Here is a 19,310-nt window from a genome sequence, read left to right as displayed (position 1 = left end):
TTTCCCTCTATGATTCATCACGGTATTTTTTCAGCCGTTCCTCAAGCTCTTTGCGCGCCTGTTCGACGTCAAAATCGTCATCCTCCGGCTGGCTGTAATCCATGTTCAGCCAGTCGGGGACGATTTCCGTGCGCACGATTTTGCGCACCGTCCGCGTTCCTTTTTCCTTTTCGTTCGCCCAGTTTTGGTATGTTTTCGCTTCTTCTTTCGCCAGCTCCATGGCTTCCTTCACCGTTTTCACCTTTTTGCGCGCCCAATGGCTGGCGATTTTTTCGACGTATTTTTTCGACAGCTTCATATTCGTTCGGAGCATGACGTAATAAATGAGCACGTTGACAACTCCGGGGAGCAGCTGCTGCTGGAACATAATGTCTTCGATCAACTGCAAATCAGCCAGCGACGGCTCAGCGCCGCCTGAAATCTCTTTTAGCAGCTGGCGCGGGGAAATTGTTTCCAGCTGTTTGATCAGCTGCTCCTCTTTCGTGCGCGGTTCGATGTTCTCCATCGTCCGGTAGGCGAGCGGCTGCACTCGTTCAACGAGGCGCGGCTCAACACCGCCATGTTCGAGCTCATACCATTCGCGCGCCGCCCGGCGCAACGCGTCAATATCGATATGATAGGCTGGATCGATGACGCCAAGGACCAGTTTTTGCATCTCAAGCGGCGGAATGCCGTATAAAAACGCCAGCTTTTTAATCGCTTCCTTCACTTTCGCTGTCACAGCCCGGCGCGGCACGAGCTGCTTGGACAAGCCGGCAAAAAACAGCTCAAAGTCGAATACATCATCATCGAGCACATACGACGCCTCATTCCGCCTGATGTGACCCTTCCCTTCAAGCAGCTCGGGCCCGGCTTCTTCGCTGAGGCCGGCGACGATTTGTTCAGCGGGCACGGCCGAAAACACGTCGGAAAACGACCGCGTCACTTGGGTGAATTTCGCTTCATCAATGGATGGGCGAGCAAAAAAGTTGCTCAACTGGATAAACAAGAGACGGCCGACTTGCCGGCGCAAAAAAACACTCAACATCTCGTCGCGGAAAAACTGGTCTGGCTCCAGCGGCGGACGCAGCTCATAAAGAAACAGCTTCGGTTCATCCGCCCCTGGAGCGTGGACGTATGTGTTGAGCAGCCCGATTCCTTCGAGTTTCAACCGTTCGCTGTAAATGTCCGGCAGCCCGCACTGCATGAGCGCCATAAGCCGATGATGGGTCGCTTCCTGGCCGTCAAGCAGCTCAAGCTCCCCCCAAAGCGTCATATAAAGCGCCAACGCTCGGCAGCCGATGAGCGGCTGGTAAAGCAGCGTCAGCACTTGACGGTCCATCTCTTGCAACACCCCTCGGCTTTGCACGGTATAACGGTCGACAGCAATCAGCTCTTTCCAATGGTGTTGCATCGCTTCGACCTTCCATTCCTCCGTATTCGTTTCAAACCGGCTCTCTCCTTTCCTGCCGAAAAGACGCTGAAAAAAGGGCTTGCCGCCTAACGCCAAAGCCCTTTTTTCACCGTTGCCCTTTTTTGATCAGCTCTTTCAGTTCTTCAATGAACACATTAATATCTTTAAACTGCCGATAGACGGAAGCGAAGCGAACATAGGCGACCTCATCGATGTGCGACAGGCGCTCCATCACCATTTCGCCGATCGTTTCGCTTTTCACTTCCGAGACGCCTTGATTGCGCAGCTCACGCTCAATTTCCTGCGTCACTTTTTCAAGCTCCTCGAGCGCCACGGGACGCTTCTCGCACGCTTTGATCAAGCCGCGCAAAATTTTCTCCCGGCTGAATTCTTCGCGCGTTCCCTCTTTTTTCACAACAATCAGCGGCGGCTCCTCGATCCGCTCAAACGTCGTAAACCGATAATGGCACTGTTCGCACTCCCGCCGGCGGCGGATCGAACGACCCTCTTCAACCGGGCGCGAGTCAAGCACGCGCGTGCCTTGATGATGGCATGAAGGACATCGCATAACATCCACTCCGTTGATCTTCTTATTTCCTATCATACCGGAATGGACGAAAGCAGACAAGATATAGTTAGCTGTTCAGTCCGGAACCGATATAGGGCAGGCGGGCGTCGAGCTTCCGATACAAATCGAGAATGACCGCCCGGCTATGCCCAAAATCAAACGGCAATAGCTTCGTCTCCGTCGTCGCGGAAAAGTCGACCGCCGTTTCAAACGGCCGCACGGAAATGACGGTAGCGACGATGAACAACTTTTTGCCGCGCCTTGTTTGCGCACAAATTTCGCCGCGCTCTTCGGAAACAGAAATGAGCTCGGCGCCGGGCAGCGACGAGAGCAGCTCTTTGACCGCATCGATGACGGCGCGGTTCGTCGCTTTGTAATAATGGCTTCTTAGCTCTTCATCTTCATGATTTTCCCGCGTTTCACAATGGTTTGTGAAGGCGTATTTGAGTGTTTTCCACATGCTTATTGCCACGTCTCCCTAGTCATTCTTTTTCTTCCATCATACCATGATTTTCGCCGCTGTTGCACCGCCTAAGGCACAAAAAAAGGAGCGTTTTGCTTACGCTCCTTTCGGTTTATCTTATCCTTATCCAATTACAGCGCCTGCGCCTTTTTCACTTCGATCGGGCGCATGCCGCGCGGAAGTTCAATCGTTTCCCGCGTTTGCGCGCCCAGCATTTCGGCGATGTAATCGGCGGCAATCGTCGGATCTAAATGGCCGCATGTATACACATCAATGCTCGCATAGCCGTGTTCGGGAAACGTGTGAATCGTCAAATGCGATTCCGAAATAATGACGACCCCGCTTACGCCTTGCGGAGCGAATTTATGGAACGCCACTTCGCGAATCTCCGCTCCCGACTTTAACGCGGCGTCAACGAACGTTTTTTCAATAAAATCAATATCATTCAGTTTGTCAAAGTCGCATCCCCAAAGTTCCGAGATAACGTGACGACCCATCGTGTCCATGAAAAGAATCCCCCTTTAACCAATTTTCTCAAACAAATAAAAAAACAGAAGGTGAGTTGCAAAATGGCATGTATAACTACCACGGGGGAAAGTTAGTCCTAAGAGGTCCTAACCCTTTAAGTAGTCACATTACCCTTGCCGTTAAGAAGTTCACGAGACATAGTATACTTTGTTTAGGGGGTTTTTGCAACAGGCTTTTTTATTTTTTTGCATAAAAAAGAGAAAAAGCGCCCACGCCCGCACCGCGGCCTGATCCGTTTGTGCGGATCGCAAAAGCCATAGCGCAGGCGTCGCGCTTCACATCGAACCGCTGTTACGCATTGACGCTGAGACGCTCTTTCATTTTGGCCGCGACAAGATGGGCTAAATCAACGACGCGGCACGAATAGCCCCATTCATTGTCATACCAAGCGAGCACTTTCACTTTTCGCCCTTCCATCACCATAGTCGACAGGCCGTCGATAATCGCAGAATGCGGATTCGTATTGAAATCGATCGAGACGAGCGGCTCCATCGTAAAATCCAAGATGCCTTTCAATGGGCCGTTGGCAGCACGGATGAACGCCTCGTTCACTTCATCAACCGTCACATCGCGCTTCAAGTCGACGACCAAGTCGACGAGCGAGACGTTCGGCGTCGGGACGCGGAGCGCCATGCCGTGAAGCTTCCCTTTTAAATGTGGCAGCACTAGGCCAAGCGCTTTCGCCGCTCCTGTTGTCGTCGGGATGATCGATTGCGCGCATGAGCGGGCGCGGCGCAAATCTTTATGCGGGTTGTCGATGTTTTTTTGGTCGTTCGTATACGCGTGAACCGTGGTCATCAGTCCGTTTTCAATCCCAAACGCTTCATCGAGCACTTTGACGACCGGAGCCAAACAGTTTGTCGTACACGAGGCGTTCGAAATGATGAAATGGCGGTCGATGTCAAGCATATGCTCGTTGACGCCGACGACGATCGTCACATCTTCATTTTTGCCCGGGGCGGTTAAAATGACGCGCTTCGCCCCTGCCTCAAGGTGAAGGCTCGCCTTTTCACGATCGTTGAATTTTCCGGTCGCTTCAATCACAATATCGATATCAAGCTCTTTCCACGGCAGCTGTTTCGGGTCGCGCGAGTTTAACAGCCTCACTGTTTTGCCGTTGACGAGCAGGCCGTTTTCCAAGGCGATGACCTCACCATCAAATTTGCCGTGGTTTGAGTCATATTTCACTAAATGGGCTAACGTTTCCGGCGGATAGCTGGCATTCACCGCCACAATGTCAAGATCAGGGGAATTGATGGCGCGCCGGAACACCATCCGTCCGATTCGTCCGAAACCGTTAATCGCCACTTTCGCCTTCATTTACTTTGTTCTCCTCTCATATATGTTATACTATTTTCTTGTATTTGTATAAATAGTATATCATATTTTTTAGGAATGTGGAGGATAAAATGACGGAAAGCGAACAAAAAAGACGCCTATTTTTCTAAGGCGTCCCATTGTTTCAAAATCGCCAACAGCTGACGGCGTGTCTCTTCCCTCGTTCCGTTATTGTTGATGACCGCGTCGGCCCGCTTCATTTTTTCTGCCAGCGGCCATTGGGCGCGGATGCGGGCGCGCGCTTCTTCCTCAGTGAACCCGTTCCGCTCCATCAGCCGGCGAAGCTGGATGTCATCGTCAACATACACGACAAGCACTTTATCGACCCACGATGTCAATCCGCTTTCAAATAAAAGCGGAATGTCCAATACGACCGTTTTCGCCCCGGAACGGACGAGCGCTTCTTTCTCTTCCAGCATTTTCTGACGAACCGCCGGATGAACGATGGCGTTTAGCTTTTTCCGTTCTTCTTCGTCGTTGAACACGATCGCCCCGAGTTTCGCCCGATCGATCTCTCCATTTGTCTGCAAAATGCCCGGACCGAAGGCGGCGACAATCTGACGGTAGGCGTCTTCCCCCGGTCGGACGACGGCGCGCGCCGCTTCGTCAGCATCAATGACCGGAAGGCCGAGTTCGCGCATCATCGCGCTCACCGTGCTTTTGCCGCTGGCAATCCCGCCGGTCAATCCGATCGTCAACGTCATGGAACCTCTCTCCTTTTTACGGGCCGCCTAGCGCTGGCAGCGCGGACAATAATGCGTGCCGCGGCCGGCGACGACCGTTTTTTCAATCAGCGTGCCGCATCGTTTGCACGGATTGCCTTGGCGGCCATACACGTACAAATGATGTTGAAACACACCTGCCTCGCCTTGTGTGTTCACGTACGTGCGCACCGTGCTTCCCCCTTTCATGACCGCCTCGCCGATCGTCGCCACCATTTCCTCATGCAGGCGCTCGATCTCTTTGCTGGAGAGCGAGGCGGCCGGCCGTTCGGGAAGAATGCCGGCGCGAAACAGCGATTCGTCGACATAAATATTGCCAAACCCAGCCACGACCGTCTGGTCAAGGAGCAACGCTTTGATCGACCGTTTCGTTTTCACCGCCCGCTCCACCAATACAGCTGGTGAAAACGCCGGGGAAAGCGGCTCCGGCCCAAGCTCAGCTAGCGGCGGCCGGCGGTCCGCTTCCTCTTTCGCATAAACGTGCATCGTTCCGAACTTGCGCACGTCGCGGTAGCGGAGTTCACTGCCGTCCGTGAAGCAAAACACGACGTGCGTATGCGGCTCGAGCGGCTCCAAGGCGGAAGCGACGGTATAGCGCCCTTCCATGCGCAAATGGGAAATGAGCGCATCGCGGTCGAGCAGGAATTTCAAAAATTTCCCTCGCCGTTCCAAACCACGCACCGTCTGTCCGATCATTCTTGCCGCAAACGCCTCGGGGTCTCGTGGATGGCGGATGATGTTCGGCCAAAAAATGCGCACATCCTCAATCGTTTTTCCGACAATAAGCGGCAAAAGCGTGCGACGGATCGTTTCCACCTCCGGCAATTCCGGCATGGCGCCCCCCCTTTCCTCCGTTTTCCTGCATCGTTCCCGCCGACATTTTCACATTGACGCCGGTTGATCCGCCGAGGGAAAGATTCTCCATGAGGCGGCAGCCGTTTCGCGCCAATTCATCGACCCGCAGCCGAGAATCGTCGCCTCGAAACATTTTTATGGGGCGCCAGCGTTTGCACCCCAAGATGCCTTTTATTTCGCGTCATACCACGTCGGGCCGTAATGGTAATCGACTTTGAGCGGCACGCGAAGTGTGACCGCTTGCTCCATCACTTCCGGAACGAGCCGGCACAGCCGCTCCATCTCTTCTTTCGGCGCCTCCAAAATGAGCTCGTCATGCACCTGCAGCAAAAGGCGCGCTTGCAGCCGCTCTTCCTTCAGTCTGGCGTTCAGATCGATCATCGCCTTTTTAATAATGTCTGCGGCACTCCCTTGAATCGGCGTGTTCATCGCCATCCGTTCAGCAAAGCTGCGGACGTTGAAGTTGCGGCTCGTGATATCCGGCAAATAGCGGCGCCGATGCAACAGCGTCGTCACATACCCTTTCTGTTTTGCTTCTTGCACAATGTTTTCCATATACCGCTTTACGCCAGGGAAGCTTTCGAAGTAGCGCTCGATGAATTGAGCCGCCTCTTTGCGCGAAATATTTAAGTTTTGCGCCAAGCCGTAATCACTGATCCCGTAAACGATCCCAAAGTTGACCGCCTTCGCCTGACGGCGCATGTTGGGCGTCACTTCGTCCTCGCTCACTTGGAAAATGTCCATCGCTGTTTTCGTATGGATATCCAAATCGCGACGGAACGCTTCCATTAAATTGTCATCTTCTGCAATATGGGCGAGGACGCGCAACTCAATTTGCGAGTAGTCGGCGGCGAAAATGAGCCAATCGGGCTCCGACGGCACGAACGCTTGGCGGATTTTCCTTCCTTCCTCAAGCCGAATCGGAATGTTTTGCAAGTTCGGCTCCGTCGAGCTGAGCCGTCCGGTTTGCGTCAGCGCCTGATTGAAAATCGTATGCACCTTCTTTGTATCGGGCCGCACGACTTTCAGCAATCCTTCAATATACGTCGACTGCAACTTGCCAAGCTGGCGGTAATGCAAAATGTTTTCCACGATCTCGTGATAAGGCGCAAGTTTTTCCAGCACGTCCGCCGAAGTGGAGTAGCCGGTTTTCGTTTTTTTCAAGACGGGCAGCTGCAGTTTTTCAAATAAAATGACGCCGAGCTGTTTCGGTGAATTGATGTTGAACTCCTGGCCGGCGAGCTCGTAAATGCGCTGCTCGACCGCACGCAGCTGCTCCGCGAGCTCTTCCCCCATCTGTTCAAGCCGCTTTGTATCCACTTTCACTCCGGCAAATTCCATTTCCGCCAAAATCGAAGACAACGGCTGCTCGAGCTCGACGAGCAACCCATCTTGTTCGTTGCGGCGCAGTTCATCCAAAAACGGCCGTTCGAGCGCCCAAATCGCCGCCGCCTTGCGGACGAGATGCTCGGCGAGCACTGGCTCATCCGGCACGGCCCGCTTCGCCCCTTTGCCATACACCGCTTCATCCGGGCGCACCGCTTCGTATCGCTTCATTTTGGCTGCGGCAGCCACATCATCAACACCTTGCGCCGGATCAAGCAAATAGGCGGCCAGCAATAAATCAAAGGAAACGCCGCATAGCTCAACTCCTTTCCATTTCAAGGCGACTGCCGCGCGCTTTGAGTCAAACATGCTTTTTTTCTTCGTTTCATCACCAAGCCAAGCGACAAACTGCGGATCGGCAAGCGCCGTCTCCGGGCGCAGGAAAAACCGTCCATGTTCGTTGACCAGAGCGATGCCGACGATCGGCGCATCATGATAATTTTCCTCGACCACTTCAATGACAAGCGCCGCCCTATCGGCAAGCATCTCCTCCGTCACGCGGTCAGCAAGCGTAAATGCCATCTCCGCAAACGGTTTTTCCTCTTCTGATGACGGCGATTCCATTTTCTCTAAAAACGATTGGAACCCAAGCTCTTTAAATAAAGCGACCACTTTCTCCCAGTCTTCCCCTTGATAGACGATGTCATCAAGCGAAAGCTCGACCGGGGCGTCGCGGCGAATGGCGGCGAGCTTTTTGCTTAACAGCGCCGCGTCGCGGTGTTGGCGCAGCGTTTCTTTCAACTTTTCGCCTTTGATCTCATCAATGGAGGCAAGCACGTTTTCGACCGTGCCGAATTGCCTGAGCAGCTTGACCGCCGTCTTTTCCCCGATGCCCGGCACTCCGGGAATGTTGTCCGATTTGTCGCCCATCAATCCTTTCAAATCAACGATTTGTTCCGGAGTTAAGCCGTATTTTTCGCGGACCGTCTCTGGCGTGTACGGTTCGATATCGGTAATCCCTTTTTTCGTAATGTCCACCGTCACATGAGGGGAGGCGAGCTGAGTCAGATCGCGGTCGCCGGAAATGACTTTCACCTCAAACCCTTCCTGTTCAGCGCGGGCGGCAAGCGTTCCGATAATATCGTCCGCTTCGTAGTTCTCGAGTTCATAGGCAGGGATGCGATACGCCCTCAGCAGCTCGCGCAACAGCGGAAACTGCTCTGACAGCTCCGGCGGCGTCTTTTGCCGTCCGCCTTTATACTCTTGAAACGCTTCATGCCGGAACGTCGTTTTCCCGGCATCAAACGCGACAAGCATATGGGTTGGCTCTTCTTCCGCCAAAATTTTATTCAACATCATCGTAAACCCGTAGACGGCGTTCGTATGGATGCCTTTGTCGTTATGCAGCAGCGGCAAGGCGAAAAAGGCGCGGTATGCCACGCTGTTGCCGTCGATTAAAACAAGCTTTTTTTTCAATCTCATCCCTCCTCGGATGCTTCCTTGTCCTATTGTATCATGCCTGCGGCCTGCCTTAAACGCTCTCCCACCATGATGGGAGGCGCCGATTCACCCATGCTTACGCTCACGCTGAAAATAGGGGCTTCTCGGTTGGAGATGATAAAAAGAGGCCGGCTACCGCCCCGGCTTTGGAAAATGGATCGTAAACACGGTGCCGCGCCCCACTTTGCTCGCTACGGTAATATATCCATGGTGAGCCTCAACCAAATGTTTCACAATCGCCAGGCCCAACCCCGTTCCGCCGGAATCGCGGCTGCGCGCTTTGTCGACGCGGTAAAAACGCTCAAAAATGCGCGGGATTTCCTTTTCCTCAATGCCGATGCCGGTGTCTTTCACATGGATCAGCACTTCTTTCTCCGTCTCTTCCGCCTCGACAGCGACCTGCCCGCGCTCCGGCGTATACGTGATGGCGTTGGCGAGCAAGTTCAGCAAAATTTGCTTCATCCGATTTCTGTCGCCGCGGATGACAAGCCCGGCTGGCGATTCGATATGCAAATCAATTTGTTTTTCCGCCGCTTTTTGGCGAAACACAGCAGCCGCTTCGGCGATGACTTGAGCAATATCCACGTCTTCGAGCTGCAGCTGAAACCCGTGCTGCTCGATTTTCGACAAGTCCAACAGTTCCTCAACGAGCGTTTGCAGTCGTTCGCTTTCTTTTAAGATGATGGTCAAAAAATGTTCGAGCGCCGCTTCATCCTTCATGGCGCCGTCCAATAGCGTTTCGGCGAATCCTTTGATGGACGTCACCGGCGTTTTCAATTCGTGCGAAACGTTCGCGACAAAGTCTTTGCGGATTTGCTCAAGACGCTTCAGCTCCGTAATGTCGTGAAACACGACGACAATCCCTTTCCATTCGGCGTTCGTGCCGATGATCGGGGCCCCGTATACATCGAAATGTTTCCGCTCGATGCCAATCGTCAGCCGCATATGCCGGCGCATCGCCGTTTCGGTGATGAAAATATCGTCGATAAACCGGACGATGTCGCGGTGTGGCAGCACATCGGAGTACGGACGGTGCAAACAATCCGACGGATCGAGATGAAACTGAGTCTGGAACGCCCGATTGATGAGAGAAATATGTCCGCGGTGGTCAATAAACAACAGGCCGCTGCCGACGTTTTCAATGAGCGTATGAAGCCGGTCGGTCTGAATTTCCCGCGCCCTGCTCATCTCCTGCAAATGGCGGGCCAGCCGGTTGATCGAGCGCACAAGCATCCCAGCCTCGTTATATTCACCATCGGGCACACGAGCGGTGTAATTGCCTTTTTCCAGCTCAAACGCCACTTTCGTCGCTTCTTCAATCGGCTTCATATATTGATTGGCGATTTTCCAGACGAGCACGATGATGACAACGAGCGCCATCCCAAGGCTGCTCGTGAGCACTCCCCAAATTTGCTCGTTTACTTTTTGGAGTGAGCTCGTCGGTGTGCTTAAAACGACGTACCCTCTCCGTTCACCGCGCTCGTACGGGACGATGTAGTAATAGACATCGTTTGTTTTTTCAATCACGGAAAAACGAGGAAACTGCTTTTTGCGCAAAATCGCGCGGACGATGCGCGCATGGTCTTTGTCACTGATCGTTGCGACGCGGCCGCTGTCAAACCGCACCCGTTCTTCTTTATCGAGCACGGTGATGCGGGACGACAGCTCATTCCCCATTTCCTGCAAATCGGCGCGGATTTGCTCGAGCGGTTCATTTTCAAGCAAAATCGCAAGCGCTTGGGCCTCTTTTTCCATCCGTTTGTTCATCGTCTCGGCGTAAAAATCTTTCAGCAATTGCCCGAGCAAAAGCCCGAGGGCGATCAACACCGTGGCGATGAGCGTCACGAGCCAAAACAAAAGGCGGGTGCGGAAGCTATTCATTGCCGCTTCGGTTCCTCCAACTTGTAGCCAAGGCCCCGCACCGTTTTAATGTACATCGGTTTTTTCGTATCGGTTTCGATCTTCTCGCGCAAGTGGCTGATATGGACGTCGACAATCCGTGTATCACCGGCAAACTCGTAGTTCCACACAGCGCTGAGCAGCTGATCGCGCGTCAACACCCGCCCTTTATGGCGAGCCAAATAAAGGAGCAGCTCAAACTCTTTCGGCGTCAGCTCAAGCGGTTTGCCGCCGATCGTTGCTTCATAACGTTCCGGAAAAATTTCCAGCTCGCCAACAACAAGCCGCTCGCTCGATTCCGCCGCCGGCTGAACGAGCTCCGTGCGGCGCAAAATCGCCTTGACGCGTGCAATGACTTCGCGCGGGCTGAACGGCTTGGTCATATAGTCGTCGGCGCCAAGCTCAAGGCCAAGCACTTTGTCAAATTCATCATCGCGAGCGGTCAACATTAAAATCGGCGTCATGATTTGCTGCTGGCGAAGCCGCTTGCACACATCAACGCCGTCAAGCTTCGGCAGCATCAAATCCAAAATAATGAGCGCCGGCTGCTCGGACGCTACTTTCACGAGCGCCTCTTCGCCGTCGTGAGCGGTCACGACGTGAAATCCGGCTTTTTCCAAATTGTACGACAACAAAGTCACAATTGGCTGTTCGTCATCGACTACTAAAATTTTTCGTCCCATGCCGCTCCTCCATCCCGTCCAATGGTTTCTGCCTTTATGATACCACAATTGACGCCTTGATTCGGACAAAAAAAAGAAAAAAGGGCGTTTTCCTGTGGACAAGTTGCCCGCGGAAAACTGCCCCTCGCGTTTGGTTGGCTTCCTTTGGCAGAAAGCGGCATGAAACTCCCCCTTTGTTTCGAAACGGGGATTGCTTTCAACATGAGGTCAAAAGTTTTCGAGCACCCGCCCGTCTAGGCGCGGCAACGTATGAGGCGGGCAGACAGACAGCGTTCCGTCAAGCACCGTTTCCGCACCGCGCGTCGCCATGACGGACAACGTCACGCAATGGCCCGCCACATCGACATCGGCGACTTCAAGCAAAAATTCGAGCGTTTCATAATGATAAACTGGGCGGAGAAAGCGAAGATCCTGCCGCGTAATGTAACTGCCCGGGCCCGGCAAATATTTGGAGACCGCCGACGTGATCATCCCCATCAACATGACCGGCGGCACGACCGGTTTTCCAAATGGCGTCTGTGAAGCATAATCATGCTGGATATAGAGCGGATTGGCATCATCCGTCAGCCCAAGATAAAGAAGCAAATCTTTGTCTTCGATGGCGGCTTGGAACACGAGCTTTTCCCCCGCTTGAATTTCCCCGATCCGTCTCCCGAGCTTTCGTTTTTTCAACATGTTCCCACCCCTTCGTCGCCTAGAAAGCGCTTTCATTGTCTGTGGGCAAAAATCCGGGGCAATGCCCGAATTTTTGCCTCTCCGCTATGCCAGCATGCGCATGACATTTTTAACCGATTCGACGGATTTGGCGAGCGCCGCTTTTTCCTCTTCGGTCAGCTCGAGCTCGATCACTTTTTCGATGCCGTTGCCGCCGAGGATCGTCGGCACGCCCAAATAAATGCCTTCATAGCCGTATTCGCCTTCAAGGTAGGCGATCGCCGGCAAAATGCGGCGCTGGTCTTTCAAAATCGCTTCGACCATTTCGACAAGCGAGGCGGCCGGTGCGTAGTAGGCGCTGCCGTTGCCGAGCAAGTTGACGATTTCACCGCCGCCTTTGCGCGTCCGCTCAACGATGGCATCCAAACGATCTTTCGGAATGAGTGTTTCGAGCGGAATGCCGCCGGCGTACGAGTAGCGAACGAGCGGCACCATGTCGTCGCCATGGCCGCCTAAAACAAACCCAGTGACATCTTTTACCGAAATGTTCAGCTCCTGGGCGACGAACGTGCGGAAGCGCGCCGTATCCAAGACGCCCGACTGTCCGATGACGCGGTTTTTCGGAAACCCGGACTCTTTAAACACCGTGTATGTCATGGCATCGACCGGGTTCGTCAAGACGATGATGTAGCAGTTCGGCGAGTATTTGACGACTTCCTTCGTCACTTGCTTCATAATTTTTTGGTTCGTCGTCACCAAATCGTCGCGGCTCATGCCCGGTTTGCGGGCGATGCCGGCTGTGATGACGACGATGTCGGAATCGGCTGTGTCAGCGTAATCGGATGTGCCGATGATATTCGCGTCAAAGCCGAGCACCGGGCTTGCCTCGAGCATATCGAGCGCCTTCCCTTTCGTTGGGTTCTCAAGCTGCGGAATATCGACCAACACGATGTCGCCGAGCTCTTTTTGCGCCAAAAGGAACGCCGTCGTCGCCCCCGTAAATCCGGCGCCGATCACCGAGATTTTTTTTCGTTTCATCGCCATCGTTTGCCATCCCTTTCTTTCAAAGGTTAGTCCATATTGCGGATGAGCGCATCAGCAAATTCGGAGCATTTCACTTCCGTCGCCCCTTCCATCAGGCGAGCGAAGTCATACGTCACGATTTTCGCGGCGATTGTTTTCTCCATCGCTTTGATGATCAATTTCGCCGCTTCGTTCCAGCCGAGATGCTCAAACATCATGACGCCCGAGAGAATGACGGACGACGGGTTGACTTTGTCAAGCCCTGCGTATTTCGGCGCCGTGCCGTGCGTCGCTTCGAAAATGGCGTGGCCGGTTTCGTAGTTGATGTTTGCCCCCGGCGCGATGCCGATGCCGCCGACTTGAGCAGCCAGCGCGTCGGAAATGTAGTCGCCGTTTAAGTTCATCGTCGCGATGACGTCAAATTCACGCGGGCGCGTCAAAATTTGTTGCAGGAAGATGTCGGCGATGACATCTTTGATGATAATTTTGCCGGATGCTTCCGCATCAGCAAGCGCTTTGTTCGCCGCTTCCTTGCCTTCCGTTTCAACGATTCGGTCGTATTGCGCCCACGTGAACACTTTGTCGGCGAATTCTTCCTCCGCCAATTCATAACCCCAGTTTTTAAACGCGCCTTCGGTGAATTTCATAATATTTCCTTTATGAACGAGCGTTACTGACTTGCGGCCGTGTTCGATCGCGTAGTTGATCGCCGCGCGCACAAGCCGTTTTGTCCCTTGTTCGGAAATCGGCTTAATGCCGATGCCGGACGTTTCCGGGAAGCGGATTTTGCGCACGCCCATTTCGTTTTGCAAAAAGTCGATGACTTTTTTCACTTCCGGCGTGCCTTTGGCATATTCAATGCCAGCGTAGATGTCTTCCGTGTTTTCCCGGAAAATGACCATATCGGTGTCTTCCGGGCGTTTCACCGGCGACGGAACGCCTGGGAAGTAGCGAACCGGGCGCAGGCAGACAAACAGGTCGAGCTCTTGGCGGAGCGCGACGTTCAGCGAGCGAATGCCGCCGCCGACCGGCGTCGTCAACGGCCCTTTAATGGCGATTATGTATTCGCGGATCGTCTCAAGCGTTTCATCCGGAAGCCAGTTGCCCGTCAGCTTGTACGCTTTTTCACCAGCGAGCACTTCCTTCCAGACGATTTTTTTCTCGCCTTTGTATGCTTTTTCCACCGCTGCTTCGAGCACGCGCGAAGCGGCCGCCCAAATGTCTGGGCCCGTTCCATCCCCTTCGATGAACGGAATGATCGGGTTGTTCGGAACGTTGAGCACACCATTTTGGACTGTAATTTTTTCTCCTTGCGTCACGTACAAAACCCCCAATGCAGTTTTTTTATAAAAAGGCGTGAAGGCACGCCTTCACCGCCTTGTCCACTTGTTTCAGCCCCGCTCGTCAATCGGCACGTACGCCCGCTTGCCTGGGCCGGTGTACTCAGCGCGCGGACGGATGAGACGGTTGTTGTCATATTGTTCTAAAATGTGGGCCAACCATCCCGAGGTGCGGCTGACGGCAAAAATCGGCGTAAACAAATCATGATCGATTCCTAAACAATGGTAAACTGAGGCGGAATAAAAGTCAACGTTCGGCGGCAGCGCTTTTTCCGATGTGACGATTTCTTCAATCTTCGTCGACATTTCATACCAATGCGGCTCGCCGACGAGCTTCGTCAGTTTTTCCGACATTTTTTTCAAATGTTTGGCGCGCGGGTCGCCTTTTCGGTAAACGCGATGGCCAAAGCCCATGATCTTTTCTTTGTTGGCCAGTTTGGTGCGGATGTATGGCTCGACGTTGTCGACCGTGCCGATTTCCATCAACATTTTCATCACCGCTTCGTTCGCCCCGCCGTGAAGCGGCCCTTTCAAGGCTCCGATCGCCGCCGTGATGCCGGAATAAATATCGGACAGTGTGGCGACGCAGACGCGCGCTGTGAACGTCGACGCGTTCAACTCGTGGTCGGCATGCAGCACGAGCGCCTTGTTGAACGCTTCCGTGGCGATGTCGTCTGGTTCTTTGCCGGTCAGCATGTACAAGAAATTGGCGGCAAAGCTCAAATCTTTGCGCGGCGCAACCGGTTCCAACCCTTTGCGCACGCGGGCGAAGGCGGTGACAATCGTCGGGATTTTCGCCTGCAGGCGAATGGCTTTCCGATAATTCGCCTCTTTCGTCATCACATCCGCCTCTTCGTCATACAAACCGAGAAGCGATACCGCGGTGCGCAACGCCGCCATCGGATGCACCTTGTCAATCGGATACAGCTTGAAGTGTTCAATGATTTCATTGGGAATTTCAGCGTTTTCCGCCAACTGTTTCTTTAATTCCTCCAGCTGCTCTTTCGTCGGCAGTTCGCGATGCCAAAGCAAATAAACGACTTCTTCGAAGGAAGCGTTTTCGGCTAAATCGTCAATGTCATAACCGACATACGTCAACGTGTCATCGATGATCGAACTGATGCTTGACGTTGTGGCCACAACTCCCTCTAGCCCACGGGTTACTGTCATGTTCAATCTCCCCTTCTCTTCATAAGTTCCGGCCATAACGACCGATGGCCGATGAGCGCTTGCTCGAAATAGAGGCAAAAACAAACGCGCACGCGAAAGTGCTTACATGAAGCCGGCGGCAACCGCCCCGTCGCAACAGTTGCACCATGCTTGACCGAAAACTCACTCACGTTTATTATTATAAACAATTATCAGACTTTTGTCAGCTGTCATCCATGAAAAGACACAGCGCTTGCAGAAACCAAAACAGAAATCCTTTCAATAGGCATTCCTCAAAAATACTTCATCATTTTCATAAGGGTGTAGGCGATGCCCGCCCCGATCAATGGCCCGACGGCGACCCCATGAAACAGTGAGACCGCGAGGATGGTGCCGAATGCAAGCGCAGCGGTCATATGCGGGTCATTGGCAAGGAGCGTTACTCCATTTTTGGCGATCAAGGCGACAAAAATGCCAGATGCGAGCGCCACCCAGGATGACATCGACTGCAGAGAGCCGGCAAGCTGCTTAAAGCCGATCTCCCCAGAAGCGATGGGAGCGAGCACGGCAATCGTAATGATCGTCACTCCCCAGTTGATCCCTTTGGACTGAATGATCGGCAGCACTTTTTGATCGAAGCCGACCAGTTTGATGGCCAACAGCACGGCGACAGCGACAATAAGCGACTTGTTTTTCGCAAGAAAGCCGAGTGCAAACAACAACAATAAAAACAACACCGGTTCGTTCACGGTTGTCCGTCCTTTCTTATGAAACTTGCCTTTTTGCTTCCCCGTAAGAAAACGTGTAATATATCAATATGGAACGTCGTTGGAGGTGAAACATTGTCCCGAGTTTATGTTGATCGCTTTTTGCGCTTTTTTCTTGTCATCGCCGCTGTCGCGCTCGGCGCCGTCGCTGCGTATTACATCGCGACGGTGACGTATCCGTTCATCATCGCCTTTTTCATCGCGATGATCATCAACCCGCTCGTCGATGCTTTGGAGCGGAAGGCGAAAATGCCGCGCTGGCTTGCGGTCAGCGTCACGCTCATCATGTTGTTTGCCGCGGTCGCCGGCTTAGTCACGCTTCTTGTTGCCGAAATCGTTTCGGGAACGCAATATTTAGCCCGCGTCGTGCCGGAAAAATTTCAAACGTTGATCACGTACATGGAGACGTTCGTCGCCGACCACATCATCCCGTTTTACAAAGATTTGGCCGGGATATTTAAAAGTTTAAGCGCCGCCCAACAGGATACGATTATGCAAAACATTCAAGCCGTCGGAAAAAAGATTGGAACGACGGTCGGGGAATTTGTCCAAAGCATCCTGCAAAACATTCCGCAGCTTCTCGCCTGGCTGCCGAATGCCGCGACCGTGTTTATTTTTTCTCTGTTGGCGACATTTTTCATCAGCAAAGACTGGCATCGTCTGATGCGCATGGCGCAGCAATGGCTGCCGACGAAAGCCCGCACAAGCGGAAAAACGGTGTTTCTTGATTTGAAGAGGGCGCTGTTTGGCTTTATCAAAGCGCAGGCGACGCTCATTTCGATTACGACGGTCATCGTGTTGATCGGCTTGCTTATTTTGCGCGTCGATTACGCCATTACGATCGCATTGATCATCGGGTTCGTCGATCTTTTGCCATATTTGGGAACGGGGATTGTCTTTGTTCCTTGGATCATTTACACCATGGCTAGCGGCGACATCCCGTTTGCGATCGGTCTTGGCGTACTGTATGTCGTCGTCCTCGTCCAACGGCAAATCATGGAGCCGAAAGTGCTTTCTTCAACGATCGGCCTCGATCCGCTCGCGACGCTCGTCGCCTTGTTCGTCGGCTTCAAGCTGCTCGGCTTTCTCGGCTTGATTGCCGGCCCCGTCGCGCTTGTCATCATCCGCACGCTCCATAGCGCCAATGTTTTTCGTGATCTTTGGCGGTTTATTATCGGCAAGCCGACCACGTAATCGAAAGGAGATGTCTCAAAAGCTCGGCTTTCTTTCGTTTCACAAAGATGTTTCATGCGTATATATGGGGATGCGAAAGGGTGTCCCCCTGCTTTCGGGACACCCTGTTTGGTTGCAACGTCGGTTACAGCACGCTCGCATGGCCGCGGTAGACGGCGCCAAAGCCGCCATCGACCGTGATCTCTTGCCCATCTTTAAACAAGTTGGTGGCATTTTCCACTCCGACGACGACCGGAATGCCTAGGCTTAAACCGACGACCGCCGCATGGCTCGTCAACCCGCCTTCCTCGGTGATGATGGCCGCCGCTTTTTCAATCGCCGGCATCATATCGGCATCCGTGCTGATGGTGACTAAAATGCCGCCCTCAACCATTTTTTTCCGAGCCTCTTCCGCCGTTTTGGCGACGACCGCCTTGCCGAATGCCGACTTGCGGCCGATGCCTTGCCCTTTGGCCAGCAAGTCGCTGATGACGTGCACTTTCATTAAATTCGTCGATCCCGTTTCACCGACCGGCACGCCGGCCGTGATGACGACCAAGTCGCCGTGCTTCACCAAGCCGGAGCGCACGGCCGCTTCGACCGCCACATCGAGCATTTCATCGGTTGTATTGACATGCGGCGCTTCTTTCGTATACACGCCCCAAATGAGCGCCAGCCGCCGCGAGACCGCTTCATTTGATGTCACCGCGATGATCGGGGCTTTCGGGCGGTATTTCGCCACCATCTGCGGCGTTTTTCCGCTCACCGTCGGCGTCACAATCGCCGCCACATCCAAATTGAGCGCCGTGTGGGCGACCGATTGGCCGATGGCATCGGTGATCGTCGTCTGACTCTCTTTCGTGCGCTGGGACAAAATGTCGCGATGCTCCAACGCTTGCTCGGTGCGGAGCGCGATTTGGTGCATCGTCTTGACCGCTTCGACCGGATACTGGCCGGCTGCCGTTTCTCCAGAAAGCATGACAGCATCGGTGCCGTCAAAAATGGCGTTGGCGACATCGCTCGCCTCAGCCCGCGTCGGCCGCGGATTGCGCTGCATCGAGTCAAGCATTTGCGTCGCCGTGATGACTGGCTTGCCAAGCATGTTGCACTTTTTAATGAGCATTTTTTGAATGAGCGGCACTTCCTCAGCCGGAATCTCAACGCCAAGGTCGCCGCGCGCCACCATGAGGCCATCGGCGGCTTCCAAAATTTCATCGATGTTGGCGACGCCTTCTTCATTTTCAATTTTGGCGATAATTTGGATATGCAAGGCGTCATTCGCCTCAAGCAACTCGCGGATTTCGAGCACATCAGACGCCCGACGCACAAACGAGGCGGCGATGAAGTCGATGCCTTGGCGGATGCCAAATAAAATATCGGCTCGGTCCTTTTCGGTGATGCCCGGCAAATTGACGCGCACGCCGGGGACATTGACCCCTTTTTTGTTTTTGAGCACGCCGCTGTTTAAGACAGTCGTGACAATTTCTCCAGCTTGCTTGTCGACCGCGTTGACTTCAAGGCCGATCAACCCGTCGTCCAGCAAAATTTTCGAACCAACGGACACATCATCGATCAGCCCCGGATAGGTGACCGAAATTTTTTCCGGAGTGCCGAGCACTTCGCTCATCGAAATGATGAGCTTTGCCCCTTCTTTCAGTTCGATGGCGCCATTCTCCATATTGTGCGTGCGGATTTCCGGGCCTTTCGTATCGAGCAAAATGGCGACCGTTTGGCCCGTCCGCCGCGCCGCCTCGCGAATGTTGGCGATGCGCCGCCCGTGTTCCTCATGATCGCCGTGCGAAAAATTGAGGCGCGCCACGTTCATCCCCGCTTCGATCAATTGCACGAGCTTGTCCACGCTCTCGCTTGCCGGCCCGATCGTACAAACGATTTTCGTTTTCCGCTTCATCACTTCTTCTTCCTTTCCCC

Annotated in this window: 17 protein-coding genes; 1 reads left to right on the top strand and 16 read right to left on the bottom strand. The window is 53.6% G+C overall.

Annotated features, from left to right (window positions below; translation table 11 throughout):
• Positions 1-7 precede the first annotated feature (7 nt).
• From BJQ97_RS04075 to BJQ97_RS04005, 15 genes are all read right to left on the bottom strand, one after another.
• Entirely contained in the window at positions 8-1,393 is a 1,386-nt protein-coding gene (locus BJQ97_RS04075; protein ID WP_160155601.1) for a replication initiation and membrane attachment family protein, read from the bottom strand.
• Positions 1,394-1,499: 106 nt separating this feature from the next.
• The gene (nrdR, locus tag BJQ97_RS04070; RefSeq protein WP_013144522.1) at positions 1,500-1,961 is read right to left on the bottom strand and encodes a transcriptional regulator NrdR; all 462 of its coding nucleotides are present in this window, start codon (positions 1,959-1,961) and stop codon (positions 1,500-1,502) included.
• Between the two features lie 67 nt (positions 1,962-2,028).
• Positions 2,029-2,427 (bottom strand): cytosolic protein, encoded by a 399-nt coding sequence (locus BJQ97_RS04065; protein WP_160157533.1) that lies wholly within the window; start codon positions 2,425-2,427, stop codon positions 2,029-2,031.
• Between the two features lie 128 nt (positions 2,428-2,555).
• Positions 2,556-2,930: an adenosylmethionine decarboxylase gene (speD, locus tag BJQ97_RS04060; protein WP_011232199.1), complete on the bottom strand. Its 375-nt coding sequence runs from the start codon at positions 2,928-2,930 to the stop codon at positions 2,556-2,558.
• Between the two features lie 313 nt (positions 2,931-3,243).
• The gene (locus BJQ97_RS04055; protein ID WP_160155600.1) at positions 3,244-4,272 is read right to left on the bottom strand and encodes a glyceraldehyde-3-phosphate dehydrogenase; all 1,029 of its coding nucleotides are present in this window, start codon (positions 4,270-4,272) and stop codon (positions 3,244-3,246) included.
• A gap of 116 nt (positions 4,273-4,388) precedes the next feature.
• Positions 4,389-4,994, bottom strand: a complete 606-nt coding sequence (coaE, locus tag BJQ97_RS04050; protein ID WP_160155599.1) for a dephospho-CoA kinase — start codon at positions 4,992-4,994, stop codon at positions 4,389-4,391.
• Positions 4,995-5,021: 27 nt separating this feature from the next.
• On the bottom strand, positions 5,022-5,846 hold the full coding sequence (mutM, locus tag BJQ97_RS04045) for a DNA-formamidopyrimidine glycosylase (protein ID WP_044730602.1): 825 nt from the start codon (positions 5,844-5,846) through the stop codon (positions 5,022-5,024).
• 192 nt (positions 5,847-6,038) lie between these two features.
• Positions 6,039-8,675, bottom strand: a complete 2,637-nt coding sequence (polA, locus tag BJQ97_RS04040; RefSeq protein WP_160155598.1) for a DNA polymerase I — start codon at positions 8,673-8,675, stop codon at positions 6,039-6,041.
• 150 nt (positions 8,676-8,825) lie between these two features.
• Positions 8,826-10,574 carry a two-component system histidine kinase PnpS gene (gene pnpS / locus BJQ97_RS04035; RefSeq protein ID WP_160155597.1) on the bottom strand — a complete coding sequence of 583 codons (1,749 nt, stop codon included), beginning with the start codon at positions 10,572-10,574 and terminating at the stop codon, positions 8,826-8,828.
• Positions 10,571-11,275 carry a response regulator transcription factor gene (locus BJQ97_RS04030; RefSeq protein WP_160155596.1) on the bottom strand — a complete coding sequence of 235 codons (705 nt, stop codon included), beginning with the start codon at positions 11,273-11,275 and terminating at the stop codon, positions 10,571-10,573. The genes pnpS and BJQ97_RS04030 overlap by 4 nt, the downstream gene beginning before the upstream one ends.
• 207 nt (positions 11,276-11,482) lie before the next feature.
• Positions 11,483-11,950, bottom strand: coding sequence for a MaoC family dehydratase (locus BJQ97_RS04025; RefSeq protein ID WP_160155595.1), 468 nt, complete (start codon positions 11,948-11,950; stop codon positions 11,483-11,485).
• 84 nt (positions 11,951-12,034) lie between these two features.
• Positions 12,035-12,973, bottom strand: a complete 939-nt coding sequence (mdh, locus tag BJQ97_RS04020; RefSeq protein WP_160155594.1) for a malate dehydrogenase — start codon at positions 12,971-12,973, stop codon at positions 12,035-12,037.
• A 26-nt stretch (positions 12,974-12,999) separates the two neighbouring features.
• Positions 13,000-14,271 (bottom strand): NADP-dependent isocitrate dehydrogenase, encoded by a 1,272-nt coding sequence (icd, locus tag BJQ97_RS04015; RefSeq protein WP_044733048.1) that lies wholly within the window; start codon positions 14,269-14,271, stop codon positions 13,000-13,002.
• A 72-nt stretch (positions 14,272-14,343) separates the two neighbouring features.
• Positions 14,344-15,462, bottom strand: coding sequence for a citrate synthase (citZ, locus tag BJQ97_RS04010; protein ID WP_160155593.1), 1,119 nt, complete (start codon positions 15,460-15,462; stop codon positions 14,344-14,346).
• Positions 15,463-15,734: 272 nt separating this feature from the next.
• Positions 15,735-16,190 carry a DUF441 domain-containing protein gene (locus tag BJQ97_RS04005; RefSeq protein WP_160155592.1) on the bottom strand — a complete coding sequence of 152 codons (456 nt, stop codon included), beginning with the start codon at positions 16,188-16,190 and terminating at the stop codon, positions 15,735-15,737.
• A gap of 93 nt (positions 16,191-16,283) precedes the next feature.
• On the opposite strand from BJQ97_RS04005, the gene ytvI reads away from it, so the two are divergent.
• Complete coding sequence (gene ytvI / locus BJQ97_RS04000) at positions 16,284-17,402, top strand: sporulation integral membrane protein YtvI (protein ID WP_160155591.1); 1,119 nt, start codon at positions 16,284-16,286, stop codon at positions 17,400-17,402.
• A gap of 124 nt (positions 17,403-17,526) precedes the next feature.
• Here ytvI and pyk read toward each other — a convergent pair whose 3' ends face one another.
• Positions 17,527-19,290: a pyruvate kinase gene (gene pyk / locus BJQ97_RS03995; RefSeq protein ID WP_160155590.1), complete on the bottom strand. Its 1,764-nt coding sequence runs from the start codon at positions 19,288-19,290 to the stop codon at positions 17,527-17,529.
• Between the last annotated feature and the right edge of the window lie 20 nt (positions 19,291-19,310).

The organism is Geobacillus sp. TFV-3 (assembly GCF_009901865.1).
Lineage (GTDB): Bacteria > Bacillota > Bacilli > Bacillales > Anoxybacillaceae > Geobacillus > Geobacillus thermoleovorans_A.
Note: the sequence above shows the minus strand (reverse complement) of the source record. Positions and strands in the feature narration are given on the sequence as shown.

Excerpts from the sequence above, each read along its gene's own strand:
- polA (WP_160155598.1), bottom strand. The coding sequence starts at position 8,675 with ATGAGATTGAAAAAAAAGCTTGTTTTAATCGACGGCAACAGCGTGGCA.
- speD (WP_011232199.1), bottom strand. The coding sequence starts at position 2,930 with ATGGACACGATGGGTCGTCACGTTATCTCGGAACTTTGGGGATGCGAC.
- mutM (WP_044730602.1), bottom strand. The coding sequence starts at position 5,846 with ATGCCGGAATTGCCGGAGGTGGAAACGATCCGTCGCACGCTTTTGCCG.
- mdh (WP_160155594.1), bottom strand. The coding sequence starts at position 12,973 with ATGGCGATGAAACGAAAAAAAATCTCGGTGATCGGCGCCGGATTTACG.
- BJQ97_RS04030 (WP_160155596.1), bottom strand. The coding sequence starts at position 11,275 with ATGGGACGAAAAATTTTAGTAGTCGATGACGAACAGCCAATTGTGACT.
- BJQ97_RS04055 (WP_160155600.1), bottom strand. The coding sequence starts at position 4,272 with ATGAAGGCGAAAGTGGCGATTAACGGTTTCGGACGAATCGGACGGATG.
- citZ (WP_160155593.1), bottom strand. The coding sequence starts at position 15,462 with ATGACAGTAACCCGTGGGCTAGAGGGAGTTGTGGCCACAACGTCAAGC.
- nrdR (WP_013144522.1), bottom strand. The coding sequence starts at position 1,961 with ATGCGATGTCCTTCATGCCATCATCAAGGCACGCGCGTGCTTGACTCG.
- BJQ97_RS04025 (WP_160155595.1), bottom strand. The coding sequence starts at position 11,950 with ATGTTGAAAAAACGAAAGCTCGGGAGACGGATCGGGGAAATTCAAGCG.
- pnpS (WP_160155597.1), bottom strand. The coding sequence starts at position 10,574 with ATGAATAGCTTCCGCACCCGCCTTTTGTTTTGGCTCGTGACGCTCATC.
- coaE (WP_160155599.1), bottom strand. The coding sequence starts at position 4,994 with ATGACGTTGACGATCGGATTGACCGGCGGGATTGCCAGCGGCAAAAGC.
- pyk (WP_160155590.1), bottom strand. The coding sequence starts at position 19,290 with ATGAAGCGGAAAACGAAAATCGTTTGTACGATCGGGCCGGCAAGCGAG.
- BJQ97_RS04075 (WP_160155601.1), bottom strand. The coding sequence starts at position 1,393 with ATGCAACACCATTGGAAAGAGCTGATTGCTGTCGACCGTTATACCGTG.